Origin of the sequence: Paraburkholderia sp. UCT31, assembly GCF_014397655.1 — a bacterium.
GTDB lineage: Bacteria > Pseudomonadota > Gammaproteobacteria > Burkholderiales > Burkholderiaceae > Paraburkholderia > Paraburkholderia tuberum.
In genome coordinates this window covers 58,401-85,271 of the sequence record NZ_VZQP01000033.1, presented here as the reverse complement: position 1 = coordinate 85,271, position 26,871 = coordinate 58,401, and the positions used below count along the sequence as shown (strand labels likewise).

The 26,871-nt window shown below is 63.3% G+C and carries 30 protein-coding genes; 8 read left to right on the top strand and 22 right to left on the bottom strand.

Going from position 1 to position 26,871, the window contains the following annotated elements:
• Window positions 1-64: 64 nt before the first annotated feature.
• From F6X40_RS25700 to F6X40_RS25690, 3 genes are all read left to right on the top strand, one after another.
• A complete protein-coding gene (locus F6X40_RS25700) occupies window positions 65-538 on the top strand; it encodes a DUF2778 domain-containing protein (RefSeq protein WP_187629714.1) in 474 nt (157 codons plus the stop codon).
• Complete coding sequence (locus tag F6X40_RS25695) at window positions 535-810, top strand: hypothetical protein (protein WP_187629713.1); 276 nt, start codon at window positions 535-537, stop codon at window positions 808-810. Before F6X40_RS25700 ends, F6X40_RS25695 begins: the two co-directional genes overlap by 4 nt.
• 141 nt (window positions 811-951) lie before the next feature.
• A complete protein-coding gene (locus tag F6X40_RS25690) occupies window positions 952-1,425 on the top strand; it encodes a DUF2778 domain-containing protein (RefSeq protein WP_184064798.1) in 474 nt (157 codons plus the stop codon).
• Window positions 1,426-1,886: 461 nt separating this feature from the next.
• On the opposite strand, the gene F6X40_RS25685 is transcribed toward F6X40_RS25690, so the two are convergent.
• Both F6X40_RS25685 and F6X40_RS25680 read right to left on the bottom strand, forming a co-directional pair.
• Window positions 1,887-2,270, bottom strand: coding sequence for a hypothetical protein (locus F6X40_RS25685; protein WP_187629712.1), 384 nt, complete (start codon window positions 2,268-2,270; stop codon window positions 1,887-1,889).
• A gap of 3 nt (window positions 2,271-2,273) precedes the next feature.
• Window positions 2,274-3,446 (bottom strand): DUF6402 family protein, encoded by a 1,173-nt coding sequence (locus F6X40_RS25680; protein ID WP_316251848.1) that lies wholly within the window; start codon window positions 3,444-3,446, stop codon window positions 2,274-2,276.
• A 226-nt stretch (window positions 3,447-3,672) separates the two neighbouring features.
• Between F6X40_RS25680 and F6X40_RS25675 the strand changes: the two genes are divergently transcribed.
• A complete protein-coding gene (locus F6X40_RS25675) occupies window positions 3,673-6,129 on the top strand; it encodes a penicillin acylase family protein (protein WP_187629711.1) in 2,457 nt (818 codons plus the stop codon).
• Window positions 6,130-6,171: 42 nt separating this feature from the next.
• Here the strand turns inward: F6X40_RS25675 and F6X40_RS25670 are convergent, their stop codons facing one another.
• Window positions 6,172-7,137: a PDR/VanB family oxidoreductase gene (locus F6X40_RS25670; protein ID WP_187629710.1), complete on the bottom strand. Its 966-nt coding sequence runs from the start codon at window positions 7,135-7,137 to the stop codon at window positions 6,172-6,174.
• Window positions 7,134-8,219: an aromatic ring-hydroxylating oxygenase subunit alpha gene (locus tag F6X40_RS25665; protein WP_187629709.1), complete on the bottom strand. Its 1,086-nt coding sequence runs from the start codon at window positions 8,217-8,219 to the stop codon at window positions 7,134-7,136. Before F6X40_RS25665 ends, F6X40_RS25670 begins: the two co-directional genes overlap by 4 nt.
• Before the next feature lie 185 nt (window positions 8,220-8,404).
• Here F6X40_RS25665 and F6X40_RS25660 point away from each other — a divergent pair, with 185 nt between their 5' ends.
• On the top strand, window positions 8,405-8,905 hold the full coding sequence (locus F6X40_RS25660) for a MarR family winged helix-turn-helix transcriptional regulator (RefSeq protein WP_090809135.1): 501 nt from the start codon (window positions 8,405-8,407) through the stop codon (window positions 8,903-8,905).
• Between the two features lie 20 nt (window positions 8,906-8,925).
• Here F6X40_RS25660 and F6X40_RS25655 read toward each other — a convergent pair whose 3' ends face one another.
• A complete protein-coding gene (locus F6X40_RS25655) occupies window positions 8,926-9,864 on the bottom strand; it encodes an NADP-dependent oxidoreductase (protein WP_187629708.1) in 939 nt (312 codons plus the stop codon).
• Between the two features lie 204 nt (window positions 9,865-10,068).
• Between F6X40_RS25655 and F6X40_RS25650 the strand changes: the two genes are divergently transcribed.
• Together F6X40_RS25650 and F6X40_RS25645 are read left to right on the top strand one after the other, a co-directional pair.
• Complete coding sequence (locus tag F6X40_RS25650; RefSeq protein WP_187629707.1) at window positions 10,069-10,302, top strand: DUF2795 domain-containing protein; 234 nt, start codon at window positions 10,069-10,071, stop codon at window positions 10,300-10,302.
• Window positions 10,303-10,364: 62 nt separating this feature from the next.
• Window positions 10,365-11,276 (top strand): DUF72 domain-containing protein, encoded by a 912-nt coding sequence (locus F6X40_RS25645; RefSeq protein WP_187629721.1) that lies wholly within the window; start codon window positions 10,365-10,367, stop codon window positions 11,274-11,276.
• Here F6X40_RS25645 and F6X40_RS25640 read toward each other — a convergent pair.
• The 6 genes from F6X40_RS25640 to F6X40_RS25615 all read right to left on the bottom strand — a co-directional run bounded on the left by F6X40_RS25640 (window position 11,268) and on the right by F6X40_RS25615 (window position 15,813).
• On the bottom strand, window positions 11,268-11,930 hold the full coding sequence (locus F6X40_RS25640; protein ID WP_187629706.1) for a UdgX family uracil-DNA binding protein: 663 nt from the start codon (window positions 11,928-11,930) through the stop codon (window positions 11,268-11,270). The genes F6X40_RS25645 and F6X40_RS25640 overlap by 9 nt on opposite strands.
• Window positions 11,931-11,957: 27 nt before the next feature.
• Window positions 11,958-12,110: a DUF6496 domain-containing protein gene (locus F6X40_RS25635; protein ID WP_187629705.1), complete on the bottom strand. Its 153-nt coding sequence runs from the start codon at window positions 12,108-12,110 to the stop codon at window positions 11,958-11,960.
• Between the two features lie 126 nt (window positions 12,111-12,236).
• A complete protein-coding gene (locus F6X40_RS25630; protein ID WP_316251847.1) occupies window positions 12,237-12,908 on the bottom strand; it encodes a hypothetical protein in 672 nt (223 codons plus the stop codon).
• A gap of 8 nt (window positions 12,909-12,916) precedes the next feature.
• The gene (locus F6X40_RS25625; RefSeq protein ID WP_187629704.1) at window positions 12,917-14,323 is read right to left on the bottom strand and encodes a selenium-binding protein SBP56-related protein; all 1,407 of its coding nucleotides are present in this window, start codon (window positions 14,321-14,323) and stop codon (window positions 12,917-12,919) included.
• 264 nt (window positions 14,324-14,587) lie between these two features.
• Window positions 14,588-15,028: a zinc-finger-containing protein gene (locus tag F6X40_RS25620; protein ID WP_090809124.1), complete on the bottom strand. Its 441-nt coding sequence runs from the start codon at window positions 15,026-15,028 to the stop codon at window positions 14,588-14,590.
• 107 nt (window positions 15,029-15,135) lie between these two features.
• The gene (locus tag F6X40_RS25615) at window positions 15,136-15,813 is read right to left on the bottom strand and encodes a DJ-1/PfpI family protein (RefSeq protein WP_187629703.1); all 678 of its coding nucleotides are present in this window, start codon (window positions 15,811-15,813) and stop codon (window positions 15,136-15,138) included.
• Window positions 15,814-15,975: 162 nt separating this feature from the next.
• Here F6X40_RS25615 and F6X40_RS25610 point away from each other — a divergent pair, with 162 nt between their 5' ends.
• Window positions 15,976-16,950 carry a GlxA family transcriptional regulator gene (locus tag F6X40_RS25610; protein WP_187629702.1) on the top strand — a complete coding sequence of 325 codons (975 nt, stop codon included), beginning with the start codon at window positions 15,976-15,978 and terminating at the stop codon, window positions 16,948-16,950.
• 36 nt (window positions 16,951-16,986) lie between these two features.
• On the opposite strand, the gene F6X40_RS25605 is transcribed toward F6X40_RS25610, so the two are convergent.
• From F6X40_RS25605 to F6X40_RS25555, 11 genes are all read right to left on the bottom strand, one after another.
• Entirely contained in the window at window positions 16,987-17,559 is a 573-nt protein-coding gene (locus tag F6X40_RS25605; protein WP_187629701.1) for a hypothetical protein, read from the bottom strand.
• Between the two features lie 378 nt (window positions 17,560-17,937).
• Window positions 17,938-18,933 (bottom strand): MxaL protein, encoded by a 996-nt coding sequence (locus F6X40_RS25600; RefSeq protein ID WP_187629700.1) that lies wholly within the window; start codon window positions 18,931-18,933, stop codon window positions 17,938-17,940.
• Window positions 18,930-19,475: a tetratricopeptide repeat protein gene (locus F6X40_RS25595; RefSeq protein ID WP_187629699.1), complete on the bottom strand. Its 546-nt coding sequence runs from the start codon at window positions 19,473-19,475 to the stop codon at window positions 18,930-18,932. The genes F6X40_RS25600 and F6X40_RS25595 overlap by 4 nt, the downstream gene beginning before the upstream one ends.
• Window positions 19,472-20,458, bottom strand: coding sequence for a vWA domain-containing protein (locus tag F6X40_RS25590; protein WP_090809112.1), 987 nt, complete (start codon window positions 20,456-20,458; stop codon window positions 19,472-19,474). The genes F6X40_RS25595 and F6X40_RS25590 overlap by 4 nt, the downstream gene beginning before the upstream one ends.
• The gene (locus tag F6X40_RS25585) at window positions 20,455-21,378 is read right to left on the bottom strand and encodes a calcium incorporation protein MxaA (RefSeq protein ID WP_187629698.1); all 924 of its coding nucleotides are present in this window, start codon (window positions 21,376-21,378) and stop codon (window positions 20,455-20,457) included. The genes F6X40_RS25590 and F6X40_RS25585 overlap by 4 nt, the downstream gene beginning before the upstream one ends.
• Window positions 21,375-22,286, bottom strand: a complete 912-nt coding sequence (locus F6X40_RS25580) for a DUF58 domain-containing protein (RefSeq protein WP_187629697.1) — start codon at window positions 22,284-22,286, stop codon at window positions 21,375-21,377. The genes F6X40_RS25585 and F6X40_RS25580 overlap by 4 nt, the downstream gene beginning before the upstream one ends.
• A gap of 20 nt (window positions 22,287-22,306) precedes the next feature.
• On the bottom strand, window positions 22,307-23,329 hold the full coding sequence (locus F6X40_RS25575; protein WP_187629696.1) for an AAA family ATPase: 1,023 nt from the start codon (window positions 23,327-23,329) through the stop codon (window positions 22,307-22,309).
• A 237-nt stretch (window positions 23,330-23,566) separates the two neighbouring features.
• Window positions 23,567-24,571, bottom strand: coding sequence for a LysR family transcriptional regulator (locus F6X40_RS25570; protein ID WP_187629695.1), 1,005 nt, complete (start codon window positions 24,569-24,571; stop codon window positions 23,567-23,569).
• Between the two features lie 5 nt (window positions 24,572-24,576).
• Complete coding sequence (locus F6X40_RS25565; protein WP_184067363.1) at window positions 24,577-25,347, bottom strand: hypothetical protein; 771 nt, start codon at window positions 25,345-25,347, stop codon at window positions 24,577-24,579.
• Window positions 25,344-26,255 carry a substrate-binding domain-containing protein gene (locus tag F6X40_RS25560; RefSeq protein WP_187629694.1) on the bottom strand — a complete coding sequence of 304 codons (912 nt, stop codon included), beginning with the start codon at window positions 26,253-26,255 and terminating at the stop codon, window positions 25,344-25,346. The genes F6X40_RS25565 and F6X40_RS25560 overlap by 4 nt, the downstream gene beginning before the upstream one ends.
• 31 nt (window positions 26,256-26,286) lie before the next feature.
• The gene (locus tag F6X40_RS25555) at window positions 26,287-26,706 is read right to left on the bottom strand and encodes a c-type cytochrome (protein WP_184064737.1); all 420 of its coding nucleotides are present in this window, start codon (window positions 26,704-26,706) and stop codon (window positions 26,287-26,289) included.
• Window positions 26,707-26,871: the final 165 nt, after the last annotated feature.

Below are 26,871 nucleotides of genomic sequence, written 5' to 3'. Positions count from 1 at the left end.
AATGGCCGTTCGGCATCACTGAGCTATTTCTTATTTCACACTTGTCAGCCGACATGGAGGACTGATGCTTCAATGTTCATTCAAACTGAATAATAAACCGATGAGTGAATTTCGAATTGGCGCGCTAGCGTTTCCCGCATACTCTGGGCAGGAAGGTTATATCAATGGGGCGGCTGGAATGTGCACGCCGAAGTATGGCGCAATTCCCGTCGGCAGGTATTATATTTTTGACCGAAGGTCCGGAGGCATTCTTGGGTCATGGAAAGATCAGCTTAACCTGAATGGCAATAACAAGAGCGAATGGTTCGCGCTCCACGCTATCGACGGCGATATTGATGACGACAAACTCTTATGCGACGGAATCATTCGCGGCCGATTCCGATTGCATCCAAAGGGAAGATTGGGGAAAAGCGAGGGCTGCATAACTATCGATCAACTCGCGGACTGGCGTCATATCCGTTCAATACTAACCGATACGCCGAAAGTTTCAGTTCCCGGTTCGGAACTTAAAGCGTACGGTGAAGTGATGGTGAGATGAGAAAGCTCCTAATCTGCCTCGCGGTCGGTTTCGGCTTACTGCTCGCAATCTTTGCCAATGCGCTGTGGTGGATGATGAATCCCGAAGCGCCCTTGAACTTTTCGAACCCGATATGGAAATTGGCGGTTCGTCTGTATGGGGTCAAGACGGCATATCAAGAATCCGACTTGGCCTTCCTCATGTCATCGGCCGCAATCGTGCTAGGGTTCGCCGCAGCTGTGCTGGTTTTCTGGCGGAGCAGGAAGCGTGGTCAGCGAAAGCTTGACGACTAGCCATCTCACGGTGGAAATAATCGCTGTTGGCGCGGAAATTTTTTAATAGTGGTTTTCTCAAAACAAATCGCCTTTAAAATGGCCGCACGGCATCACCGAACTATTTATTATTTCACTCTTTCCAGTCGATATGGAGGACTGATGCTTCAATGCTCATTCAAACTGAATAATAAACCGATGAGCGAATTTCGGATTGGTGCACTATCGTTTTCTGCTTACTCTGGGCAGCAAGGTTATATCAATAAGGTGGCTCTAACGTGCACGCCGGTCTTCGGCGCCATACCGGTCGGCAGATACTATATCTTTGATCGAAGATCGGGCGGGAAGCTCGGCCCGTGGAAAGATGCGCTCAACCTGAACGGCAATAACAAGAGCGAATGGTTTGCGCTCCATGCAATCGACGGGGATATCGACGATGACTCGGTCCTTTGCGATAACATCGTTCGCGGCCAGTTTCGTTTGCATCCAAAGGGGAGATTCGGTAGGAGCGAGGGGTGCATAACGATCGACCAGCAAAGTGATTGGCAGCGTATCCGCTCGATACTCACCGATACACCGAAAGTATCAGTACCCGGGTCTGAACTTAAAGCGTACGGCGTAGTGACGGTGGCATGAAAACAATCCTGCTCTGTCTAGCTGTCGGCATAGCTTTCGTGCTCGCAATCTCTGCTAATGCAGTCTGGTGGATTTGGCATCCGGATACGCCCTTGAACTTTTCGAACCCGATATGGAAATGGGCGGTTCGTATGTATGGGGTCAAGACGGCGTATCAAGAATCCGACTTGGCCTTCCTCATATCGTCGGCTGCAATCGCACTAGGGTTCGCCGCAGCTGTGCTGGTTTTCCGGCGGAGCAGGAAGCGTGGTCAGCGAAAGCTTGACGACTAGCCATCTCACGGTGGAAATAATCGCTGTCTCAGCACCAAAAGTTGCGCCTGAAGCCCACTGCCCAGCGGGTTGCGCGCGGCTAGATCCGCTCGCACGTCCGGTCGCCCAGCCTTGAAAATCGTGTCATGCCATTGCCGACGCCCAGGGCTTTCGGCAAGGCTTCTTGCGCTCGTGGACCAAGAACATTCTTCAAGGCAGTTTTGCCTTAGCACGGTCCCACCATGAAGGCGGTAGCTCGATTTCTCCGTCGTCGCCTTCCGCCGAGGTGTCGTATATCAGAGAGTCCTCTGTCCAGAACAGGCGGATTCGCTCTGGATATCGATAAACTCGCGCGGCGAGCAATTCCGCCGTAGTTGCGCGGTACAGCCTCAAGGCGATCCGGTCACGGGGCAGATATGCATACCGCGCGATGTATTTCCCGTCATCTGATTTCTCATCGTGAAATGTGGCTCCTTTCATTTGCGTGACCGCGGAACGATACTGGACCGCCCCGAGCGCGATAATCGCACTCATCGTTACGATGAACACCCTGGCGAGAACCGATCGCAACGCCTTGCTCTTGAAGACATTCATTGATCAAAAATGCACGACGATCGGCCGCTGGAGACAAATTGTATTGAAATCAGAGTAGACGATGAAATCACCTCCGCGATTGTGCTTCCGTTGCCACTGTCTGAAATCCCTGTTTCTGATCGGATAATAGACCTTACCCGGATCCGACAACGCCTGTGTTGGGCCAATCACGACAGGAAAATCTATCCAAGGTGAACCCGCCAGATTCGCCAGTTCGGTGGCGGCCGAAATTGCCACGCCTCGCCTGCTCCAATGTCCCAAGTATTGCGACGTGGTGTCCAACTCGCCCTGAAAGGAGTAGCTATCCTTCACATAAACGACGATTTTCTCGACCACGCCGATTCTTTTCTGAAAGTCGTATTCGATCTCCGAAATAGCTGCGTTGATCACGAAGGAACCGAGCGCTGCTGTCAGATCATCGGGTGCATGAGCAGTCGATTGGCGCAAGGCCGTTTTTGCTTTTTGCTCGAAAGTGCCATCTACGGTCACATACTGAAACTGGAAATCTTTGTGCAGTATCCGAATATCATGGCGACAGATACCCCACGCGCTCAGATACATACGACCGAATGACATGTAACGCGCAACTATTTGCCGAACTGCGCTAGCCGCCTTTGAACTGTAAATCCTCTCGTTGACAAGATCTTCGTACTGCTCTCTGGCGCGTCTGAATCCAAGGACCCATTTCATTTTGATTATGCCGTGGTCATACATGCTGTCTGGATACGGCTTGCCGTCCTGGTTGATCTCGTATTTCTGATCGTCCTCAGACCTCGAATAGTTGAGTTCTCCTGCGAACCATCGGTCCATCAGTTTTGCACCGACCGGCATCATCTCTTTGCGCATCGCGGCCGGGATGTCCTGGATGTCAAACGGAGGCACGGTCGTTTCACGCTCCGTCAGTCGAGGCGGTTTAGGCGGCTGCGGTACTTCGGGCTTGCTCAACTGGGTCTTAGAACGGGACAAGGCCTGCGCATTTTTGCCGTTGTCATCCGGCAGATTTCCCCGCTGAGCAGGCGCCGGCGGCCTGGACTTCGGTTCGGCTTGTTCTACATGTGCTTTCAGCGGATTTAGCTGCGCTGGCGGAGGCTTGTCCAACGACATACCGACACCGCGCACGGCGCGCGCGTCGTCCTGCTTGGTCCAGCGCCACAACAGTTTGTTGATCTTGTACACAGAAATTTCGTTAGGCACGCTATAGCTTCTCGCTCTAGATTTAACGTTCGTGAACTACTAATGACCGGAATGCGAGTCCACTGCCTTCTAGCCACCTGACATTAATAGCTAACTGACAGTTCGAAAGAAATCAGAGCACGCCCAAACGGGGCGTCCAGTCACAATCTTTCTTGACGCCGAGCGACACGCCCGTCACCGCTCAACGTTCGCCCAACCACAAAAGGCCATGCGTTCGAACGTCTCTCTGCTCCGCCGCCTCGCCGCCCTGCTGATCGCCCTGCCCGTCGCCGCCGCTCTGCCAAGCTGCGCGAGCCCCGATGCGGACAACGTCGCGCACACCGGCCCGTATCGCGCCGATATCCGCCGCACCGCGCTCGGCATTCCGCACATCGACGCCGACAACTGGGGCAGCCTCGGCTACGGATACGGCTACGCGCAGGCGCAAGACAATCTGTGCACGATGGCCGAAAGCTTCGTCACCTATCGCGGCGAACGCTCGCGCTTCTTCGGCGCCGACGCGCGGCCCACGCTCGGCGCGACGTTCGGCCAGCCCAACAATCTCAATTCGGATTTCTTCTTCCGTTTCATCGTCGACGATGCGACCGTCGCGCGTTACCGCAAAAGCCAGACCGACGACATGCGCGCGTTGATCGACGGCTTCGTCGCCGGCTATAACCGCTACCTCGCCGATCTCGCGCACGGGGATTTCCCGGGCGCGCATGCGGCCTGCCGCGCGGCGCCGTGGCTCGGCAAGATCAGCAACGCGGACTTGTACCGGCGTCAGATCGCGGCGAATCTGGCCGGTGGCGAGGCGCGCTTCATCAACGCGATCGCGACCGCGCAACCGCCCCAGCCGATGCCGGTGCCGCCGCAAAGCGCGTTGCACGACGACGCCCCCGTCGACCCACCGTTCGCGGAATTCGGCGGCCATGCGGGCATCGGCAGCAACGCTCTCGCGTTCGGCGCGGACGCGACGCACACCGGCAGCGCGCTGCTGCTCGGCAATCCGCACTGGTTCTGGACCGGCCCCGATCGCTTCTACCAGGCTCAACTCACTATTCCTGGCAAGCTGAACGTCAGCGGCGTGTCGTTTCTCGGCGTACCGCTGATCATGATCGGCTTCAACGACAACGTCGCCTGGACCCATACCGTCTCTACCGCGAAGCGCTTCGGCCTCTTCAAGCTGACGCTCGAACCTGGCGCGCCAACCCGGTATCAGGTCGACGGCAACAGCGAAGCGATGACGCCGACGCGCGTGAACGTCGAGGTACGCGCCGCCGACGGTTCGCTGCATACCGTGTCGCGCACGCTGTATCGTTCGCGCTTCGGAGCGCTGGTCAATCTCGGCACGATGTCGCCCGCGCTCGCGTGGAATGCGCAGCAGGCGTTCGCGCTGCGCGATATCAATGCCGACAACTTCCGCGTGTTCGAAAACTTCCGCGCATGGAATCAGGCGGCCTCGCTCGACGATTTCATCGCCATCCAGAAGAAGAACGCGGCGGTGCCATGGGTCAACACGCTTGCGATCGGCCGTGACGATCCGCGCGTCTGGTACGCCGATATCGGCGCGACCCCGGACGTGCCCGACGAACTCACGCAGCGTTGCACGCCGCCGGTCGGCCGGGCACTGGCGCGGATCATGCCCGGCGTGCCGGTCCTCGACGGTTCGCGCAGCGACTGCGACTGGCGCGACGAGCCCGGCGCGGTACAGCATCATGCGTTGCCGGTCGCGCAGATGCCGTCGCTGCTTCGGCGCGACTATGTCGGCAATTTCAACGACAGTTACTGGCTCAGCAACCCGGCCGAACCGATGACCGGCTATGCGAAGATCATTGGTGCGACCGCGACGCCGCAGACGCTGCGCACGCGACTGGGCCATACGATCGCGGCGCAATTGCAGAGCGATCCGCATGGCGTTTCCGCCGATACACTCGGCCACGCTGCGCTCGACAGCCGCTCGATGTCGGCGTTGCTGTTCAAGTCACCCGTGCTCGACCGTCTGTGCGGCAGCGACGCACTCGCGGCCCTGCCGGCCGGCCCGAACGCCGACCCGCAGCGCGCGGCGTGCAAGGTACTCGCCGCATGGGACGATACGGCCGCGGCCGACGCAGTGGGGGCAACCTTGTGGGACGAACTGTGGCGACGTCTGCTGACGATACCGCCCGCGCAGCTATACGCGGTACCGTTCGAACCCGCGAAGCCGTTGACCACACCCGCGGGCATCGCCGCCGATCCGGCGCAGCTCGCCGCCGCGCTGCATGACGCGCTCGCGGCACTGCAACGCGCCGGCATCGCGATCGATGCACCGCGCAGCGCGGCGCTCTACGTGCAACGCAACGACGAGCGCATTGCGCTATTCGGGGGTTGCGACGCGGGCGGCTATTTCACCTCGGCGTGTGCCGGGCATCCCTTCGATGCGAGCGGCTATTCGATGAACGTCAAGCCAATGGGCGACACCTATCTGCAGATAGTGTCGTTCGCCGGCGCTCAGGTGATCGCGCGCACGCTGCTCGCACCGTCAGAATCGGATGACCCGGCGTCGCCGCACTATGCCGACGGGACGCGCGATTACGCGGCCCAACGCTGGACGTTTATTCCGTTCTCCGAAGAAGCGATTGCGCACGATCCGGCGTTGAGTGTGCGCACGGTAAGTTCGTCGGATTCTGAGGGAAAAGCGCAATAAATAAGCGGTACGACGGCAACGGGCCCGTCGTCCCGCAGAAAATCACAGATCGAGCACCAGCAGCGGCGATTTCGCGCGCGAGCAGCACGGCAGGAACTGGTCGTTTGCCGCGCGTTCCTCGTCGGTCAGATACGAATCCAGATGATCCGGCTCGCCGGACAGCACCCGCGTCAAACAGGTACCGCACACGCCCTGCTCGCACGACGTGATCACTTCGACGCCATGCGCGGCCAGCGCCTGCACGACCGTGCATTCGGGCGGCACGTCGATCGTCGCGCCGCTGCTCGCGATGCGCACCTGGAAGCTGCCGCCCGTCGCCGCCTGATTCGCGGCCGCGCCGAAGAACTCGTAGTGCAGCCTGTTTTCCGGCCAGCCCTTCGCACGCGCGGTCTCGAGCACGAAGTCCATGAAGCCGCGCGGACCGCAGACATACAGGTGGGTGCCGGCCGGCGCATCGCTGAGCGTCTGCTCGATATCGAACGTCGAGCCGCCCGGATGGTCATCGTGATGAAGCCGGACCGACTTCGCGAAGCCAGCTTGTGCAAGACGCTCGACGAACGCCGTGCGTTCCTTCGAGCGCGTGCAGTAGTGCATGTCGAACGAAGCGCCCGTGGCGGCAAGCCGCTCGGCCATGCAAAGAATCGGCGTGACGCCGATCCCGCCCGCGAGCAGCAGATGATGAGCCGCATCGTCAGCGAGCGCGAAATGATTGCGCGGCGCGCTGATCTGCAGGCGATCGCCTTCGCGGACCAGATCGTGCACCGCTTTCGATCCGCCGCGTCCCCCTTCGTCGCGCAGCACCGCGATCAGATAGCGATGCGTTTCGCGCGGATCGTTGCACAACGAGTACTGACGCACGAGCCCGTTCGGCAAATGCACGTCGACGTGCGAGCCGGCGTCGAAGGCCGGCAACGCCTGAGCGTTTTCGCTCGCGAGTTCGAAGCTCGCGATACCGAGCGCTTCGTCGCGCCGGCGCGCGACCACCACATTCAGCACGGGATGATTCATGTCGCCGTCCGCACGGGAATGACGCGCGTCACTTCAGCCTGCGGGGCGCCCGTCTCCGCGCGTTCCTGCGCGACGAGCCGATCGATCACGCGGCGCGACATCACGCCGCCCGCATCGATATTGAGCTTCAGCAGATTGCGCTCGGGCCAGCGCAACAGGTTCTGCTGCTGACGTTCGAGCATCTCCAGATCTTCACTGAAGATCTTGCCCTGCCCTTCGCGGATGCTCGCGGTCAGCGCCGCATCGTCGGGACGGAAACTGCGCGCCATGCCCCAGAAATACCAGATCGACGTTTCCGTTTCCGGCGTGATGAAATCCACCACGATCGACGACGCTTTCTGGTCGGCCGGCGCGTGATAGCCACCATGCCCGGCATGCGCGACGCCTACCTCGATCAGCACGTGACTCGGCGGCGTGAAGTGGCAGATCTGCCAACGGTCGACGGGCACGTCGTCGGCGAGACCATTGCCGCGCAACGCCATCTTCCAGAACGGCGGCGCCGCGACGTTTTCCATGAAACGGCTCGTGCGCACGGTATCGCCTTCGGCCACGGTTTTGGGCGCGGCTTCGTCGATTTCCTTTTGCCCGATGCTGTTGGCGTGCACATAGGTCTCGTGCGTCAGATCCATCAGGTTGTCGATCATTAGCCGGTAATCGCAGCGGATGTGATAAAGACCGCCGCCGTACGCCCATTCGGCACTCTCGGCCCACTCCAGATGATGCAGCCTGGCGGCATCGGCCTGCGCCGCATCGCCGGGCCACACCCAGACGAAGCCATAGCGCTCGATCACTGGATAGCTGCGAATCGATGGAAAGCCGTTGACGCGTTGCCCCGGCATGCCGGTCGCCTTGCCCTGACAGCCCATTTCGAGGCCGTGATAGCCGCACACGAGCGTGCCATCGCGCACGAAACCGAGCGACAGCGGCGCGCCGCGATGCGGACAGAAGTCTTCGAGCGCCACCACGGCGCCTTCCGCGTTGCGATAGAAAACCATCGGCTCGCCGCAGATCTGCCGGCCGAGCGGCTTATCCGCGACTTCATCGGGGGTACATGCGACGTACCACGCATTCTTGGGAAACATGTCAGTCTCACTCCCTGGATTATTCATGGATTGCATTCAGCCTACTCATTGAGATTCAGTGTACTCAATGCGTCTTTAATGATTAAATGAAGGTTTTCCCCTAGACGAACTTTCAATCAGGTAACACGAACGCCGGTTCGCCATTTCCATTCGCAACGAAAAGGCGCGAGGTCTTCAGAACTAATATGGTCACTTCAACCGATACCAGCACTTCCGCGATCAGCATCGATCTGTACGACCAGCCCGGCCATTTGATCCGACGCGCGCATCAGATTTCGGTGTCCATGTTTCATGATCTGATCGGACGCGAGGTGACGCCCGTTCAGTATGCGGTGCTCAGAATGCTGCAGGAATTGCCCGGACTCGATCAGGTCACGCTCGCGCAGCGAGTCGGCCTCGACACGTCGACCACCGCCGATATCGCGGTACGGCTCGAAGCGAAAGGCTGGATCGTGCGCGAAGTTCTGCCGCGCCGCCAGCGTCGTCTATTGCTGACGCCGGCTGGAGAGCAGTTGCTCGATGAATTGATCCCCGGCGTCAACGCGCTCAATCACGGCCTGCTCGACGGGATGGGAGACGAGGATGCGCGAGAGCTATTGAGACTGTTGAGAAAGTTCGTGCATCTGAATAACGATCAGAGCCGCGCGCCGCTGCGCAGCGCGAGCGACGACGCGAATCCGAACTAGCAGACAGCGCGCTCTCCATACTACGACGCCACCTCCACCACGATCTTGCCGCGCACGTGGCCTTTCGCGAGCCGTTCCAGCGCCTTGGCCGTCGCATCGAACGCAAACCGTTCGGCGACCACGACACGCACGCTGCCCTTGTCGAGCAACGACGCGATCTCCGTCAATTGCCGGCCGTCGGGTCGCGCGGTATAGCGCGTGGCCCGTGCGCCATGGCTCGACGCCTCGGCCTGCGACGGCTCGTTGAGCGTCGAGATCAGCGCGCCACCGGTCGCGACGACCGACCACGAGCGGCGCTGCGTATCGCCGCCGATCAGATCGAACACGAGGTCGATGTCGCGCGCGACGTCTTCGAAGCGCTGCGCGTGATAGTCGATCACGCGATCCGCACCCAGCGAGCGCACGAACTCGATGCCGTCGCCGGACGCCGTAGCGTACACTTGCGCGCCCTTCTGCCTGGCGAACTGCACGGCGAAATGTCCAACGCCGCCCGCGCCCGCATGAATCAGCACGCGGCCGCCGGCTTCGAGGCAGCCGTGATCGAACAGGCCCTGCCATGCGGTCAACGCGGCGAGCGGCACGGCGCCCGCGGACCCCACATCCAGTTTTTCCGGCGCATGCGCTAGCGCGCTCGCGGACACGACGACGAATTCCGCGTACGCACCCTGTCCCTGGCCAACGAAGCCATACACCTGCTCGCCCGCGCGCCATTGCCCGACGCCCTCGCCGACCCGTTCGACCACTCCGGAAAAATCGCGCCCCAGCGTATAGGGCAGCTTCTCTTCACGAATCAACGGGTACTGGCCCGAGCGCGTCTTCAGGTCCACCGGATTGGCGCTGGCCGCGCGCACGCGCACCAGCACCTGGCCGGCGCCAGGCTCGGGGATCTCGATCTTCTCGGCCTTGAACACCTCGGGACCGCCGAAGCGGTGAATGCGATATGCGAGCATCGTGCTCATGATGGCCTTCTCCTTGAAAGGTCCTGTGTCAGCGGCGCTATTTTGTCGGCTGCACGCAAGCCGCGTTCCTCATCGCGGGGTTCTTTTTCATCCGCACGACGTGCGCCGCTGGAAAACGCAACCCGAGCCCGCGCGCGGAGGCACGACATATGCGAGAGGTACCGGTAGGCGCGCAGTCGTGATGTACTCATTCAAGGAGGAACCATGTCACAGCACCCCGCCCATTCCCAGGATCACCGCCACCCCGGTCAGCCGAATCCCGCTGACGTCGAAAAAGCACTCAGTGGCGTGAATTACCCGACCACACGCGAAAAGCTGGTCGCGCAGGCGCGCAAAAATCACGCGAATACCGACATCGTCGATCTGGTCGACCGTCTGCCCGATCACAATTTCGACAGCCCGGCCGCGGTGGCGAAGCAAATCGCGCGTATTCAATGACGCTGCGATCCGTCGAGTCGGAGCCGGACTCCGAACGCCATTCCGCCGGACTCGACGCGCGAATGAAGAAAACCGGCGATGTGCGTATCGGCATTTCCGGCTGGCGCTACCAAGGTTGGCGCGGCAGCTTTTACCCAGAGGATCTCAAACATGCAGCGGAATTACAGTACGCGTCGGCGCTATTCGGCACGATCGAAATCAACGGCACGCATTACAGCCTTCAATCGCTCGATAGCTGGCAGCGTTGGTACGCGCAAACGCCTGACGGCTTCGTGTTTGGCATCAAAGGCGCGCGCTATCTGACTCATATGCTGCGGTTTCGCGATGCGAGCGCACGTGTCGGCATCGCGAACTTCTTCGCGCAGGGGCTACTCGCGTTGAACGAAAAGCTTGGTCCGATCCTATGGCAATTTCCGCCGTCGTTCCGATTCGAGCCCGAGGCAATGGAGCGCTTTCTGAGCGTGTTGCCGTTCGAGATCGCGAGCGCATCGGCGCTGGCGAAGCACCATGATGCGCGTGTCAAGACGCCTTATGTCGACATCGATCGCAAGCGGAAGTTGCGTCACGCGGTCGAAGTGCGCCACGCGAGCTTTGTCGATCCGGCGTTCGTGACCTTGCTTCGGCAATACGGCGTCGCGCTCGTCGTTTCAGATTCCACCGAACCGTGGCCCGTCGCCGAAGATCTGACGGCGGACTTCGTCTATATTCGCCTGCACGGCAGCGAAGCCAAATACTCGGGTGCGTATGGGGACGACGCTCTGCAACGATGGGCCGAGCGAATCGATGCATGGCGCGGCGGTTCCCAGCCTGCCGACGCGCGATTGATCGCGTCGCAACTCCGGCCGCCTCGCCGAGCCGCGCGAGACGTCTACTGCTACTTCGACAACGATGTAAAAGCTCGGGCGCCGTTCGACGCACAACGATTGATGAAAGTCCTCGGATTACGAGCGACGCACGCGCCGGCGTCATCCTGAGCGCTTGCCGCCGTGGGCCAGCTTCTGTGCGGTGCGCAATGCCGCGACGATTCGCTCGTACACCTCGCGACGCGTTTCAGGGTCCGGCGCGCGCAGCGCAAACGACGGATGGTACGTCGCGACCACGCGTTGCGCGCCGCGCTCGAGCGTTTTGTCGAACGCGTCCTGCAAGCGCGCGTGCGAGTCGTGAACAACCGCTTTCAACGCGGTCGCGCCCAGCGCCACGACCACGCGCACATGCGGCATGTCGAGCTCCTGCTCCAGCCAGTAGCCGCAAGCATCCACTTCACGCTGAGCGGGCGTTTTGTGCAAGCGACGCTTGCCGCGCGCGATCCACTTGAAATGCTTGACGGCGTTCGTCACGTAGACCTCGTTACGCTTGACGCCCGCTTCTTCGAGCGCGCGGTCGAGCAACGCGCCGGCCGGCCCGACGAAGGGCTTGCCCTGCAGATCTTCCATGTCGCCGGGTTGCTCGCCGACCAGCACGATCGACGCATGCCGCTGCCCATCGCCGGGCACGGCCTGAGTCGCATTGCGCCAGAGCGCGCAACGGCGGCAATCGTCGAGCTTCGCCGGATGCTGATCGGGTTCGACATCCGCCGGCTCCGATTGCGGGTCGCCATGCGCGCGCTTTTTCTGCGGCCTGTCGGTCATGGGTACGACCGCGCGTGCTGAAGCAGCTTATTTCTCACTCTTCTTCGGAATCTTCGCGCCCGACTTGCGCGCCTGATTCAACGCGATCGCGACAGCCTGCTTGTGCGGCTTGCCATGCTTCGACTCGGTCTTGACGTTGTGCGACACGGTCTCTTTCGATGTCCCTTTCTTCAGCGGCATGATCTTCTCCGGGTGTAGATGACGAGAGGAAAAATCAGGACCCGCACGGAATGGCGTCCCTGCACCGAAGCTACGCAGCATATGCTGTGCCCGGGAGCCTCATAGGCCGGATCGGCCGCGTCGAAATCAACCGGAAACGCCCGCTGCCGCCGCATTCAACGCCAGCGACACGCCCCCCACCAGAATCAGACTCGACGCCCACACCGCATCGAGATTGAACCAGCTGCGCGACACGAACCTGAGCCCGAGGTAGCGATAAACGAGCCATGCGAGCACGCCGCCGGCCATCGTCATCGCGGCCGCATGCACCGCGGAGACCGACAGCGCCATGCGCAGACTCGTTTCGATCAGCGTTTGGGCGGCTTGGTGCGCGCTGTCCATTGCGTCTGCGCGGCACAGACCGAGGTAGATCGGCACCAGCATCAAGCCAGCGCCGTGCGCGATCGCCACCGCGAACGACCAGAGCGCGAGCCGCGACGGCGGAATTCTCGCCAGTACGCGCGGATGGCGCCGGCGCATCAGCAACACCAGACCGAAGCCGATCACCAGCACGCTCGCGCCGATCTGCATCTGACGCTGCCACGCGAGCACGCTGGCCAGCATCGCGAACGGCAGCATCATCAGCAATATGGCGAGCGCGTGCCCCGCCGCGAGATAAAGAAGCGCTACGACCAGCGCTTGCGAGCGCCGCTGCATCAGCGCGTTCGACACCGCGAGCGGCCACCCCATCGCCGGATTGAGTCCGTGATACACACCGCTCGCGAGGACGGCCAGCCACAGTGCCGCTTGCGGCGACACCGCGCCGCTCAAACGCCCACCGAGGGATAGCAGAACGAATCGGTCGAGCAGTCGCCGCCTTCGAGGCGAATCTGGTGCGCGCGATAGCCGGCGGGAAACTCGACGAAGTAATCTTCGGCGAGCTCGAGACCGCCATTGGGGTCGGCATGCGCCATCACTTGTAAGCCGGGCACACCATCCGGGTAGAACTGGTCGTCCCACGTCGAATAGAGCGAGTTGGTCCAGTAGATGCGCCTGCCGTCGCGACTGATCTCGACCATCTGCGGACCGCCGGCGAAAGCCTTGCCGTTCGGATGCGGCGCGCAATGTTCGATGCCACCGATGCGCACCGAGCCCGTCAATTTCGGCTTGCGCGGTTCGCTCACGTCGTACTGGCGCATCTCGCCGGTGCCCCAGCAGGAGACGTAGAGGAATTTATCGTCGATCGAAAGATCGATGTCGGTGACGAGCGGCGGCACCGCGCCGAAACCTTGCAGCAGCGGCGGCAATTCATCGGCATGCGCGGGCTCCGGTGGAATGGTCGCGGTCTTTTCGATGTGGAAGTGGCCGCCTTCGCGCCACCAGGTCCAGATCGACCCTTCCAGATTCGTCGTATCGACCACGACGCCGATAAAGCCGTACTCGCGGCTCGGGTCGTGCGCGGGCCGCACTTCGAGCGCCATCTGATGATTCGCGCCGAGATCGAGCGTCTGCACGTTGCGCCTCGCGCGCAGATCCCAGCAGTGCACGCGGTGGCCGTATTTGTTCGCGAGCAGGTCTTCGGGCACGATGCCGTTTTCGAATTGCGGCGGCAGTGCCCATTCGGTCGACACCATGTAGTCGCGCGGCAGATTCCACCAGAAGTCGTAATGCTTTTCCTGCGCGCCGCGCTCGATTTCCCAGCGGCCCAGCACCTCGAATGTTTGGCAGTCCATGATGAAGATTCCGGGCGGCCCGTCGGTGCCGTCCTTGCCACCACCGCCGAGCGTGCTCACGTAGATGCCCTCCGGTCCGCAATGCACGGTGTGCGGACGCGAATAGCCGGTCTTGCGGAAAATTTCCTCCGGCTCGATGATCTTGTGAATCTTCGCCTGGGTCGGATGCGGCTTCGTATCGACGATATAGATGCGCGACGAGCGCATGCCCGGAATGATCAGATAGCGACGTTCCAGAAACGCGTGGCCTGTCAACGGCGACAACGCGGACGAACACGCGTTCCAGCCGAAGTGATGGAATTCGTCGCCCTTGTTCGGCACCGGCACCGTGTGGACCACCTGGCTATAAGTCGGCGATCCGGGCTTCACGTCGATCACAGCGAGCGCGTCGGGCTGCGAGGAGTCCGGACTTAGCAGCACCGTGTACGCGTATTCTTCCGCCGGCGCATCCATCGCGAGCTTCGGCGATGCATGAAAGGTAGGATCGGGGCGCATTCCCATGACGGCACTCTCCCTGTCGTTCGAACGGTTCTGAACGGAAGCCCGGCCCGCCAAAAATCGAGCCAGCGTATAACTTTAGATTTGTAGTTCACGATAGCCGCGGACGCAACCGGAAATATGCACCCGAACGCAGGTTCGATCCGACTGCCGGGCCGCATCGCACGAGAACTGCCAATTTGGTGGGGGTGAAGAGGCGCGGGGAAGGCGGTATGGCGGGGTGGTATTGGAGGAATGAAAGGGAGCCAGCGGTTTGGGGCTATTGCGCTATCGCGCACGCCGAGCTTCGATAAAAGCTTCGACATAACGCAGCGCCTGTTCGCACTGCTCGGGCGTGAACGCGTGAATGCTCGCCGGAACCGGATCGAAGCCAAGCTCGGTCGCGACCCACCGGATCGCTTTCGCGCGGGCTTCGAACGCGTTGACACCATCGCGGCGCACCTTCCCGGCAACGAGCGGTTCGAGCGCATCGTGCAGCTTGCTCTTCGACTCGCGCAACGTTGCGTCGGCGAGGCGGCCGAGCGGCAGGTTGTGTTTGCTGCGCGAATAAACGCCGATCCACGCCTGACATGCGGTGCAGATCCACAGCGGCCCTTGATCGCTGCGATAGGGGTAGGACTCGTCGCCGTAACGCGCGAGCAACGCACGGTTGCCGCAGTAGTCGCATGACGGCTGCGGCAGTGCCTTGACGGGCTTGCCTACGCGCATGGGGAGTGCCCCGGGGAAAATTCGCCGTACTTCATCGCATCGATCCGACCGACGGAAACGGGTAGAGCCACACAGTTTAATGGAATGCCCGTACCCGCATGCAAGACTTAGCTTCTCTGCGCGATCTCCATCACCACCCGGCGCCGCGCGGCCAGGCCTTCCGCCGAGCGTCGCCGGACCAGTTCCACCACCGCTTGCGGCGCCAACGCCGGATCGCCCGCGTCGAACGGCGGGGCCGGCGCGTATTCGAGTTCGAGCTGGATCGCCTGCGCCTCTTCTACGCCCGCCAGTTCGGCCGCGACGGTCAACCCGAAATCGATGCCCGCCGTCACGCCGCCGCCGGTAATCAGATTGCCATCGCGGACCACACGCGCATGTGTCGGTATCGCGCCGAGCGGTTCAAGCAGCGAGTGAAACGCCCAGTGAGTCGTCGCGCGCCGCCCGCGCAGCAAGCCGGCCGCGCCAAGCAGCAACGCGCCGGTGCAGACCGACGTCACGTAGCGCGCGCTCGCGGCCTGTCGGCAAACGAAGTCGATCGTTTGCTCGTCTTGCAACAGGTCGGTCACGCCGCTTCCGCCTGGCACACAGATCACGTCGAGCGGCGGGCAGCTTTCGTAGGTCGTGCCCGGCGTCAGCACGAGCCCGTTACTCGACACCACGGGCTCCCGTGTCTTCCAGATCAGATGCATCGTGGCGCCCGGCAACGATGCAAGTACGTCGTGCGGGCCAGTCAGATCGAGTTGCTGTACTTTCGGAAACACCAGAAAACCGATTTGCAGGTTCATAGGGATACCTTATTCAGGGAGAAATCGAAACCCGTGATCCGCCGCGTCTTCCACGTGGACGGATTGATTCTATGCGCGTAGGCTTTGGCAAGACTGCCATTAACCCCAGTTTTTCTGCCACGCGCGCTCGCTCCCTCTTACAGCCCCCCTGTTACACACGATATGTTCAGCGCTCCCCCCTCCATCGTGCTGCTCGCCTTCCCCAACATGCAACTGCTCGACGTCAGCGGTCCGCTGCAGGTATTTGCGTCCGCCAATGAACTCGTCGCGCAGCGTGGGCTCGACGAACTCTACTCACCCCGCGTCGTGGCAGCCGAAGCCGGGCCCGTCACGTCGTCGTCGGGACTTGCGGTACTCGCCGGTTCGCTGCGCTCGGTGAAAGCGCCGGTCGATACGCTGATCGTTCCGGGCGGCTGGGGGATTCGTCAGGCATCGGCCGATCAGCGTCTGATTCGCTGGACGCAGCGCCATGCGCCGCATTGCAGACGCGTTGCCTCGGTCTGCTCGGGCGCGTTCCTGCTCGCCGAGGCGGGACTGCTCGACGGCCGCCGCGTCGCCACGCATTGGGGGCGTTGCGACGAACTCGCGCAGGCGTATCCGCAACTGCGCGTCGAAGCCGATCCAATCTTTATTCGCGACGGGACTATCTGGACATCGGCGGGCGTCACCGCCGGCATCGACCTCGCGCTGGCCATGCTCGAAGAAGATCACGGGCGCGCGTTGGCGCTCGATGTCGCGCGCGAGCTCGTCGTATTTCTGAAGCGGCCGGGGGGTCAGTCGCAGTTCAGCGCGACGCTGTCGCTGCAACATGCCGACGACCGTTTCGGCGAATTGCATGCATGGATGACGTCGCATCTCGCATCCGACCTGTCGGTCCCCGCGCTCGCGCGAAGGCTTCATATGAGCGAGCGCAGCTTCATGCGCCACTACAAGGCACAAACGGGCCGCACGCCGGCCCGCGCGGTCGAGCAGTTGCGCATCGAAGCGGCACAGCGCTTGCTATGCGAGACATCCTGGTCGATCAAACGAATCGCGGCGCGGTGTGGATTCGGCAGCGAGGAAACGATGCGATGCAGCTTCGTGCGTCACCTGCGCGTGGCGCCGCACGTGTATCGCGAGCGCTTTTCATCGACGTGACTCGTCGACGTGACATGCGCGGCCGTCCGACATCACTCAGTAGCGACGTTTGACGATCAGCGTCGCGCCCGTATCGTGAGAATGCAGAACCGCGACGCGCGCGGTGCCGGAGAACACCCAGTCGTCGATCGTCAAGGACAAGCGTCGCTGCGGTGACGCGCCTATCGACAACGCTGAACTGTTCATCTGAACGATGGACAATTGCGGCGCGGTAGATGGACCCAGATGCAGAGGATTCGAAGCATTTTGCGCGGCAGGTTTTGCGCCCGGTTCGGACACCGGTTCGGACACCGGCGCGAACTCCGGTCCGGACGACACCAATGCCTTCGCAGTGCCGAGCTGGACATCGCGCGTCACGTCCACACTATAGTAATTCTCCATTTGCGCGAAGAACGGCTTGCCCTGATCCCCGTGATACTCCATCGCATAGCGCTGCTGCTCGAAGTAGTGCCGAGGCTCGGGAATCGGCGGCACGACCTCGACGGGCGACGCGACGATGTTGGCGACCATCATCGCTTGCGGCACATCGCCGAAGGGGCCGCCCGCAAACGCGTAGCCGCTCACCAAGACGAGTACCGCTCCGACAATCCTCTCGTTTTGGCACGTCATCGCATGCCTCCAGTGAAGGAATTGAAATGTCACATGACACGGCGCTCCCGTCGAACCGAGCGCCTTGCAGCGTCGCTTGCACTCAGACATTGTAGTCAGTCATTGGCGTACTGGTAGGTCAAAGTGTGAGGTACGTCGCGTGTGTGGCGAGCGCATGCGCCTTCGCGACTCAGCGCTGGAGTCGACGTCGAAGTGGACCGATTGAGAATGATTCCTGGCAACGCTCTCCGGCCTCGAAGACCGGCAAGACCTTCTGGCGCAAGCCTCGTGAGTCGGTCGAACCCGGCAACTCTTGCGAGGTTTCGCAAGCAACTACGCTGCTCGATTGGATACCTGCACCTTCAACCGTTGCAGCGTCAACGTTCGCGCTCGCGTGAGTCAGTCGACTCGTGTCGGCCGGCCATTGAATGCCGGCGCGATCTGCAAAACGCTCGTTCGAATGCGCTTTCGCCAGGCGCGCGGCCATGCGAGAACGGCATCCGGCATGAAACGCGCGACGAGCAGCAGCAACGCGAGCAGCGCTGGACACCAGCGCAGATCGGTCGGCACCGGTTCGCGGCGAGCGAAGCGCGCATCGAGCAGCGCATCGCCGAACGACGTCACGTTCAGCAGGCGCCGGTAGTCGAGGCCAGTCTGCCCCGCCACCGACGCAAGGTACTCGCCGCGCAATTCGGACAACTCCTCGTGCGTTTGCGCCTCGACACCGGAGCCTGGCGTCGGCGGCACCTGGATCACGTCGTCGGCCTGCCAGTAGCCGATCCGGTTACCGTCGGCGTCGGTCTTCGGAATGGCCGCTGGCTGGTCGCCGCCGACGCCGATCAGCCAGCCCCTGATTCGCGCGGCATTGATGCCCTCCATCAGCGGGCGCGCCGCCGATACCGGCGGCGCCTCCTGACCATCGGTGACGAACGCGATGGCCGCGCCGCCGCCGACCTCCTGCGCGACCCGCACGGCCGAATACACACCGCCCTCGGCAATGCGGCTCCAGTTGGTCCAGCGCATGCGCCCGTCGATGCCCTCGAGCGACACCAGCAGCGCGTCGTAGTTGCCACAGACTTCGACCGGCGCCATCAGCAGCAACGCCCGTTGCCCCGTGAACACGCTCCAGCCGACCTTCGAGCCGCACGGCAAGCGCCCCAGCGCGTCGCGCATCGCGGCCTGCGCGAATTTGAGCCGGCTGACCGGAGCGCCGTCGAGCACCACGTCCTCGACGTTCATGCTTTGCGTGATATCGAACGTCACGATGTAGTTAAACGTGTTGCGCGGCAAAGTGACGTCCGGCATCGCAACCGCCGCGATCAATGCGACGAGCGCGAGCGGCGTCAACGCGTGACGCCATCTTGCGAAGCCGCGCTCGCGCGAGACGCCGCTCATGGCAAGTCCTGACTCTGCGGGTCACGCAGCTTGACGTCGTGCTGCTCTTTCACATCGGGCCCGGCGAGCGCGGACGGTGTTTCCGGCGCAAGCCACAGCGCGCGCTCGAGGTTGTAGCGCACGTCCCAATCGTCGGGCGCCGCGCGCAGCGCGAGCCGGTAGCGCGCCTTGGCCTCACCGATCATCGCGAGAGACCTGACCGTCTGCGCCGTCTCGCCGCTGCCTTCGCGCAGGTACAGGTTGCCGAGATCGAACAGCGCCGCGCGGCCGACTTCGTCAGGCGGGCTGCCCTCGGGGATCAGACCGTTATAGAGCCGCGCCGCCGCGTCATACGCGCCCGCTTTCGACAGCGCTATCGCGCGGGCCAGTTGGACCTCGCGCGCGTCGTCGCCGGCAGGCTGGTCGCGCGAAGCGGCGTTCATCGCGAGAATGGCCTGATCGACGCGCTCCGCGTGCTGCAGACGAACGAAGCCATACGCGGCCCACGCGGCGCAACAGATCGCCACGGTGCCGAACAGCGTATGGATCAGCGTGCGCTTCATGCCCAGCTCCTGACCTGCAACTGGTGCAGCAGCACCAGCAGCGCCGAACAGAACAGCGCCAGCGCGAAACAGTACAGACTCAGGTCCTGGCGAGGCAGATGCTCGACGAACGTCGTCGTCGCGTTCTGCTGCCGGTTGATCTCCGCGATCGCCGCCATCATCGCCTTCGGGTCTTCGGCCTGAAACAGCCTATACGGTGTCCTGAGCGTCAGAAAGAAGCGATGCAGCTGCGCTTCGGCCGAGGTTCCGCTGACGGGCTGCGTCGCGTTCAGATCGGGACTGAAGACGCTGCTGCGCAAGTAGATGAAGTACAGGGCGATCCGGTTGCGTCGCAGTCCCGCCTCGATGCGCCGTTGCATCGTTTCGTCGAGCAACGCGCCGCCATCGGAGACGAGCACGATCGCGCGGCGGCCCGACGACAAGCGCCCGTCGAACTGCGCGATCGCCGCGAGCATGCCGCGATCGAGCTCGGTGTCCGGCATGCCACGGCCAATCGCCGTCGCCGCGACAGCGGCCTCGATCACGCGATGGTTGTACGTGAACGGCATCGCCAGCACGGGGTTGGTGCCAAACATCATGAACGCGAGCCGGTCGTTGGGCCGCTGCTCGACGAAGCGCGTCAACGCGGCGCGCGCCACGTGGTTCTTGGAGTCGCCGCGCGGCGCCTCGACGCCCTTGCTGCCCATCGGCTCGTCCATGCTCGCGCTGCGGTCCATCAGGATCAGGATCTGCGCGCCGCTGCCGGTGCGCAGCACCTGCAACTGCGAGCGCCCCGGCCCCGCCAGCCCGACGACGATCGCGGCGATCGCCAGTGCCGCGCCGCCGCGTACGAGCCAGCCGGCCGCGCGCCCGAGATCGTCGGCGGGCAGCCACGCGACGCTCGAAAACACCAGCGTGTCGCTGCGTCGCCGCAGCAGCGGCAGCGCGGCGAGCGGCAGCAGCACCAGCATCCACGGCAGAGCGAAATCGAGGCTCATGGTCATCGCTGATGGCGCCTCTCCGCCCGATACAACGCACGGCACAGCGCGTGCAACGAAAGCTCGCCGGGATTCCCGACGGCCTTCGGCGCCGGTGTGAAAAAGCGCTCGGACGACGCCAGATAGAAACGTTCGAGCTGCGCGCGCAGCGGTTGCAGATAGGGCGCGCGCGCGAGCAACGCGGATAGCGAAGCCGCATGCACGACCTGGCCGGCGGTTTCGTTCAGTGCGCGATGCAGGCAGACCCACGCATCGTTCGATGAAGCAGCGGGCACCTCCGGCAGCCGCTGCATCTGCCGCCATGCACGCGCGAACGGCAGCCGTGCCGCCTCGCGTCGGTTGCGCGCCCACCACCAGCTCGCCCACGCGAGCAGGGTCACGAGCAGCAAGCCGAGCGCCCACGCGATCTGCCGACGCCAGCCGGCCGTGCCCAGCATGGGTGCCTGACGATCAGGCCGCAGCGGCTGCAAATCCCCTGCGGCGAACGCGGTTTGCGGCGTCAACGGTCCGATGCTCGCCGGCCATTCGGCGACCTGCAATTGCGTGCCCGCCGCCGACGTCAACGTCAACGCGGGCAACGTGATCTGCGTGAGCGTCTGCGGCGCGTTGACGACCTGATACGCGATCACCATCCACTTGCGGCCGTTGGCATCGGTTTCGAGCGTCACGGGCCGGCGTTCGAGCCACACGCCCGTGCGTCCGACCGAAGGCGGCGTGACCGCGCCGACGTCCCGATCGTTGGCCTCCAGCAGCACGCGCTGCGTCAGCACATCGCCGAGCACATAGCCGAACGCGCGCGGCTCCTGAACGAGCGCGGTCGCCACGGCAGCACTGGCCGTCGCGCTCGCGGCGCCGCAAAGCGACGCGATCAGCATATGCAGCGCCGCCCGACGAGCGCCGCCACCGCGCACACCGCGCGCGCTCATACCGTCATCTCCAGAAAGTAACGCGACATCGCTTCCGGATCGAACGCGCCTTCGACATAGAACGGCCGGATGCCGCGCGCGCCGAACCCCGCGGCGAGTTCGTCGCGACGGCGCGCGACGCCTTCGCGCCAGCGCTCGCGCACATCGCGGGAAAGCCACACGCGACGCTCCTCGCCGGACTCGGCATCGTTGACGGCCAGCAGCGACGCGTGCTGCGGCGGCGTGATCTCGGCCGCGTCCCACACGACCATCGGCACCACGCACGCATGCACCAGCATGTCGAGTACCGACGACAGTCGCGCGAGCGGCCAGTGGAAATCGGACACGACGAACACGAGCGCCTGGCGTCCAGCGATACGGATCGCGCAACGCCGCAATCCTTCGACGGCCGCGCGTCCGGCCTGACGTTCTGCCTGACGTTCTGCCTGACCATTCGCCTGACGATCAGCCGTTTCACCGGCGCGTTCGCGCAGCATGCTCGCGAGCAGCGAGCCCGTGCCCCGCCCCGTGCGCGCCGGCATGAACAGATCGTCGCGTTCGCCGCCATCGAAGGCCAGCATGCCGAGCCGGTCGCCGACCCGGAACGCGCTATGGCCGAGCGCTTCGACGAAATCGGCGGCGACCTCCAGCTTCGTTTTACGGCTGCCGAACCGCATCGACGCCGATACGTCGACGATCACGAACACCGGCACCGCGACGCGCTGCAAATGCACGCGCACGAGCCACTCGTCGCGCGCCGCGCGCAAGCTCGCGCGCAGATCGAGCCGGCGCGGGTCCGGGTAGTCGAACAACCGGCCGTGCATCGCGAACTGCTGACCCGAGCCGAAGCTCGAGCCCGGATGCGAGCCGGGCCGCGCGCCGGCCGCGCGCATCGGCAGACGGTAGTGGAATTCCGCGGTGTCGTTCATCGTGGTGCGCGCGCCGCAGTTCAGCGAGGCACGGCGACGTTCGCGACGATCCGCGCGATCAGCGCCTCGGCCAGCTCCTGGCGGCGTAGCTCGTAGATCGGTGTGAAGAACACCCGATGCCCCAGCGCCGGCAGCAGCACTTCGTGAATGTCCTCCGGAAGCAGATGCGTGCGTCCCGCGAGCCACGCGACCACGCGCGCGCCCCGCAGCAGCGCGCTCATGCCGCGCGGACTTGCGCCCGCGAGAATCAGCTGCTCCATGTCGACGCCGTCGAGCGCGATGCCGAAGCGCGCCGGCGTTTCCGTCGCCTGCCAGATGTCGTGCACGTAGCGCTCGATCGTCTCGCTCGCCTGCACGCCCTGCTGGATCGCCGCGCCGATCCGGTTCAACTGTTCCCACGGCACGATCGACGGAGTCAGCTGCGCGAGCAGGCCGTCGACGTCGTGGAACCTCGTGTCGAAGACGAGGCTGCGCCGCGCGTCCTCGTCGGTCGGCGTCGGCATGTTCAGCTCGAACAGGAAGCGGTCGCGCGCCGCCGACGCGAGCTCGAAGGTCTCTTCCTTCTCGACCTTGTTGCGGTCGGCGTATACGGTCATGTGCGGAAAGCGATGCTCGCGGTCGAACGCCCACACGGAACGTTCGGCCATCGCGCGCAACAGCAGCGATTGCACCTGCGGACGCGCGCGATTGATCTCGTTGAAGAAGAAGGTGGTCAGCTGCTCGCCGTGGCGCAGCAGCGGGCCCGGTTCGATGCGCGGCTTGCCGTCGGCATCGACATAGGTGTGATAGACGAGGTCGCCCGGCATCAGATCGATCGTCCCTTCGACGCGCTCGAAATCGCCGCCGACCACGCGCGCGAACGCCCGCAACACCGTCGTCTTGCCGACCCCGACGCCGCCTTCGAGCAGGACGTGGCCGCGTGCGAACAACGCGACGTTGATAAGCCTCAGCGTTTGCTGCTGACCGACGACGACTCTCGCGACTTCGTTTTCGATCCGCTGGGCGTGAGAACGCCAGTCCTGAAGCTGCTCGCCGGAAACCATCGCTGCGATCCCCTTCCGTGGTGCTGGCGTTTATTTGCACGACGCCCGAACGTCGACGCGCTTCAAGCGCTCGCCAGCCTTCCGTTCAAGCATGGTTTATGCCGATCGTGAGCACGGGACCCAAGAGTTAAATCGAATGCGAAAAGTTGGCAGCCTGTCACGACAGCCGGGTACAGACTGTGCCATCGACGCCGCCTGGGACGCGTCGTTCACCAGCAAGCCGACGAGCGCATGACGCTACCGCTTCGCGCCGACCGGCGGTTTCGCAAACACCCCGGCAAACTGGGCATATTCCTGCTCCAGATGCACCGCCGCGTGCTCGAGCAGAAACTGCCGGAACATCATGCTGGTCGGCGAAAGCTGCTTCGTGCGCAGATGCACGACCTGCCACGCGCGTTCGATCGGCGTGCCGTTCACGTCGAGCAGCGCGATCTCGCCGGTGCGCAACTCCAGTTGCAACGTATGCAGCGAGATCAGACTCACGCCCATGCCCGCCATCACCGCCTGCTTGATCGTTTCGTTGCTGCCGAGCGTGACCGTTTTCGCGGGTGTGAACAGATGCTGCCGGAACATCGCCTCGGCGGCCATGCGCGTACCCGAGCCCGGCTCGCGCAGCAGGAAGGTGTCGCGGCGCAACTCCTGCAGATCGAAGCGGCGCGCGCCGCACAGCGGATGATCGAGCGGCGCGATCACCACCTGAGGATGACTCGCGAGCGGCTCGGCCGTCGTATCGAGTTCGGGCGGCGGGCGGCCCATGATCGCGAGATCGATCGCGTTGTCCTGCAACAGACGCAGCAACGCGTCGCGATTGCCGACCGAGAAGTGCACGTCGACCTTCGGGTATAGATGCGAGTACATCGCCAGCAGTTTCGGCGCGAAGTAGGTCGCCGAACTGACGATGCCCATGTTGATCGAGCCGCTGTCGGCCTGCTTCAGCGACATCATCGCGTCTTCGGTGTCCTTGATTTCGCCGAGAATGCGGCTCGCGTGATGGGTCAGCACCTCGCCCGCTTCGGTCAGCGTGAGCTTGCGCGCGATGCGCTCGAACAGCCGCAGGCCGACCGCCTCTTCGAGCTGATGAATCTGCATCGACACCGCCGGCTGCGTCAGATGCAGCTCCTCGGCCGCGCGCGCGAAACTCGTATAGCGGCTCGCGACGACGAAAATCTGCAACTGCCGCAGGGTCAGCGTGCGAACGAAATTCAGCTTGACCCGGTTCGTCGCGAAACTCGCGTTCTGCATTTGATTCAGCGACTCGCTCGCGGCGCATTCGATGACGGTTTCGCCGGCGCCTTGCCCGAAGGCAACTTGTTCAGTGCCGATTGAAAGCTCAACGACTCCGTATGCGCCGGATGCGCAAAGTCGTTGTTGGGACCCGGCACGTCGGTGCGGATCTGCACGACCTGGCCCGGCACGCCGTCGGCGAGCAGGAACGTGTAGCGCTTGCCCGTGTATTGTGCGAAGCGCTCCGCGTTCGGATCGTTCAGATAAGGCTGCACGACGATGCGCCGCGCGCTGACCGGCTTGCCGCCGACCTCGCTCGGCACGCTCTCGATCTGCGGCCCCGCGGCGAGCGCGAGACGCAGACGCTGCTGGAAATAGCGGCGCTGCCCGCCGGTGAGACCCTGCATCTCCGCGATGTCGTGTTCGAGAAAATAAATGATTGCCGGATTGCACTGCAGGCCGCCGATCGGCAGGTTCACGCTGCCGCTATGGTCGGACACCTGTGCGTCGCCTTTCGCGTTGTTCTCGCTCAGCACCAGCACCTTGACGACATCGGCGCTGCGAGACGGCTGCCCGGAATCGATCAGCGCGTAGTCGAGTTCGGTCTGCGCGGCGACGCCGTGCAGATGATCGGTCAGAAAAATCAGCCGCTCGGCCGGCGTGATCTCGTCGCCGCCCGGCGCCGACGCCGGACTCGCCGCACGCGCGGCGGCTGGCGCGAGGCACAGCACACACAGCGTCCCCATCAGCGCGGCGCGTGCCGCGCGCAGCCAGGCGCCGCGCGCGCGCGTCATGGCGACGCGTCGCCAGGCTTGCCCGCCGGCGCGTCGACCGGTTTGAGCATCGGCACCTGGTAGGTCGCGAGGATGCTGTCGATCTTGTCGTGATTCGCGCCGATCCATTGATCCACCTTGTCCTTCCAGTCCTTCTCGCCGTAGCGCACGCCCATCGAAATCGTGTAGTCGAAGCGGATGCCGGGCCCCGGCGGGAACGGCACGAGCCTGACCGAATCACCGGCGCGCTTTGCGAAGTAGCCGGCAATCGGCCCCCACAGGAACACCACGTCGACGTTGCCCGCGCGCAGGTCGTGTTCGATCATCTGGCCCGGGTACACGGCCGGATCGCCGCTTTGCACCTGGTACGACACCGCCTGGTCGATCAGGTTGTGGCCGAGCAGCCAGTCCACCGCGGGGGTTTGCGAAAAGATGCCGAAGCGCAGCTTGTGCAGTTGATCGGGCGGCAGCTTCAGCAGGTCGTCGGGCGTCTTGATGCTCGCGAACTCGGGGCGGTTCGGCAGCACCATTGCGTAGGTCGAGCGCAGATACGGCTGCGTCGTCGACGTCATGTCATAGCCCTTCGGCACGCCGATGATCAGGTCGCACCGATAGCGCTCGCTGCCGTCCTCCTTCTCGCGCAGCGTGTGGCGCACGAAGCCCATGCGCTGCGGAAAGTACGTGTATTCGAGCTTGTAGCCGAAGTCGCTCGCCATCTGGGCCGCGATGCGGTTCTCGTAGCCCTCGCCCTTGTCGTTCGACAACGGCATGTTGTTCGGGTCCGCGCACACCCTGAGCACGCCGTCCGCGCCGTCGTTGTTCGGCAGCGCGGGGCCGTCCGCCCGGACCGCGGCGCTCGCGAGCGCCGCGCCACACAACGCGGCCGCGATCACGCTGACATGCACGGACATGCTTCTCTTATCACGCATCGTGAGCCTCCGGAAGAGTGACGGCACGGCGTTAGTTGGCGTCGATGGCCTTCAGATCGCCCGGCTTGATCTGTCCATCGGAGCGCCCTTTCAGGTACGCGTAGAGGTTTTCCCAGTTCTTCTGCATCATCTGGCTCGTGCTGAAATCGGGCATGCCCTTGTCCACCCGGCCGCCGAACACCGTGCGATGAAACTCGGTCTTGTCCAGCGTCTTGAACGCGTCGATCAGCGACGGCCCGACCATGCCCTGCTGCTGCGCGCCGTGGCAGCGTTCGCAAGCGAGCGCGCGCCACGTCTTCCAGCCCTGCAGCGTATTACTGTCCACCTTGGTGCCGTCGACCACCTTGTACGCGACCTGCGCAATCGAAGGATTGTTCTGCGCGTATCCGACGGGCAGCACGACGAGCGCTGCGGGCAACACCGTGAGCAACAGGATAGATCGGCCTTTCATGCACATGTCTCCATCTGGGAATAAGCCGCGCCCCGATGCGTTTCATCGACGCATCCATCCACCAACGGGCGCGATCTGGGGGTGATTCAATGCTTGCGCGAGGCTGACGGGGCGGCCGTGCCTGTTCAAGCCGCCCCGCTCGTTCAGCCTTTCATTTCAGCCGTT

Coding starts and splice junctions, on each gene's coding strand:
- F6X40_RS25700 (WP_187629714.1), top strand. CDS start 65: ATGCTTCAATGTTCATTCAAACTGAATAATAAACCGATGAGTGAATTT.
- F6X40_RS25695 (WP_187629713.1), top strand. CDS start 535: ATGAGAAAGCTCCTAATCTGCCTCGCGGTCGGTTTCGGCTTACTGCTC.
- F6X40_RS25690 (WP_184064798.1), top strand. CDS start 952: ATGCTTCAATGCTCATTCAAACTGAATAATAAACCGATGAGCGAATTT.
- F6X40_RS25685 (WP_187629712.1), bottom strand. CDS start 2,270: ATGAATGTCTTCAAGAGCAAGGCGTTGCGATCGGTTCTCGCCAGGGTG.
- F6X40_RS25675 (WP_187629711.1), top strand. CDS start 3,673: ATGCGTTCGAACGTCTCTCTGCTCCGCCGCCTCGCCGCCCTGCTGATC.
- F6X40_RS25670 (WP_187629710.1), bottom strand. CDS start 7,137: ATGAATCATCCCGTGCTGAATGTGGTGGTCGCGCGCCGGCGCGACGAA.
- F6X40_RS25665 (WP_187629709.1), bottom strand. CDS start 8,219: ATGTTTCCCAAGAATGCGTGGTACGTCGCATGTACCCCCGATGAAGTC.
- F6X40_RS25660 (WP_090809135.1), top strand. CDS start 8,405: ATGGTCACTTCAACCGATACCAGCACTTCCGCGATCAGCATCGATCTG.
- F6X40_RS25655 (WP_187629708.1), bottom strand. CDS start 9,864: ATGAGCACGATGCTCGCATATCGCATTCACCGCTTCGGCGGTCCCGAG.
- F6X40_RS25650 (WP_187629707.1), top strand. CDS start 10,069: ATGTCACAGCACCCCGCCCATTCCCAGGATCACCGCCACCCCGGTCAG.
- F6X40_RS25645 (WP_187629721.1), top strand. CDS start 10,365: ATGAAGAAAACCGGCGATGTGCGTATCGGCATTTCCGGCTGGCGCTAC.
- F6X40_RS25640 (WP_187629706.1), bottom strand. CDS start 11,930: ATGACCGACAGGCCGCAGAAAAAGCGCGCGCATGGCGACCCGCAATCG.
- F6X40_RS25635 (WP_187629705.1), bottom strand. CDS start 12,110: ATGCCGCTGAAGAAAGGGACATCGAAAGAGACCGTGTCGCACAACGTC.
- F6X40_RS25625 (WP_187629704.1), bottom strand. CDS start 14,323: ATGGGAATGCGCCCCGATCCTACCTTTCATGCATCGCCGAAGCTCGCG.
- F6X40_RS25620 (WP_090809124.1), bottom strand. CDS start 15,028: ATGCGCGTAGGCAAGCCCGTCAAGGCACTGCCGCAGCCGTCATGCGAC.
- F6X40_RS25615 (WP_187629703.1), bottom strand. CDS start 15,813: ATGAACCTGCAAATCGGTTTTCTGGTGTTTCCGAAAGTACAGCAACTC.
- F6X40_RS25610 (WP_187629702.1), top strand. CDS start 15,976: ATGTTCAGCGCTCCCCCCTCCATCGTGCTGCTCGCCTTCCCCAACATG.
- F6X40_RS25605 (WP_187629701.1), bottom strand. CDS start 17,559: ATGACGTGCCAAAACGAGAGGATTGTCGGAGCGGTACTCGTCTTGGTG.
- F6X40_RS25600 (WP_187629700.1), bottom strand. CDS start 18,933: ATGAGCGGCGTCTCGCGCGAGCGCGGCTTCGCAAGATGGCGTCACGCG.
- F6X40_RS25595 (WP_187629699.1), bottom strand. CDS start 19,475: ATGAAGCGCACGCTGATCCATACGCTGTTCGGCACCGTGGCGATCTGT.
- F6X40_RS25590 (WP_090809112.1), bottom strand. CDS start 20,458: ATGACCATGAGCCTCGATTTCGCTCTGCCGTGGATGCTGGTGCTGCTG.
- F6X40_RS25585 (WP_187629698.1), bottom strand. CDS start 21,378: ATGAGCGCGCGCGGTGTGCGCGGTGGCGGCGCTCGTCGGGCGGCGCTG.
- F6X40_RS25580 (WP_187629697.1), bottom strand. CDS start 22,286: ATGAACGACACCGCGGAATTCCACTACCGTCTGCCGATGCGCGCGGCC.
- F6X40_RS25575 (WP_187629696.1), bottom strand. CDS start 23,329: ATGGTTTCCGGCGAGCAGCTTCAGGACTGGCGTTCTCACGCCCAGCGG.
- F6X40_RS25570 (WP_187629695.1), bottom strand. CDS start 24,571: ATGCAGAACGCGAGTTTCGCGACGAACCGGGTCAAGCTGAATTTCGTT.
- F6X40_RS25565 (WP_184067363.1), bottom strand. CDS start 25,347: ATGACGCGCGCGCGCGGCGCCTGGCTGCGCGCGGCACGCGCCGCGCTG.
- F6X40_RS25560 (WP_187629694.1), bottom strand. CDS start 26,255: ATGCGTGATAAGAGAAGCATGTCCGTGCATGTCAGCGTGATCGCGGCC.
- F6X40_RS25555 (WP_184064737.1), bottom strand. CDS start 26,706: ATGAAAGGCCGATCTATCCTGTTGCTCACGGTGTTGCCCGCAGCGCTC.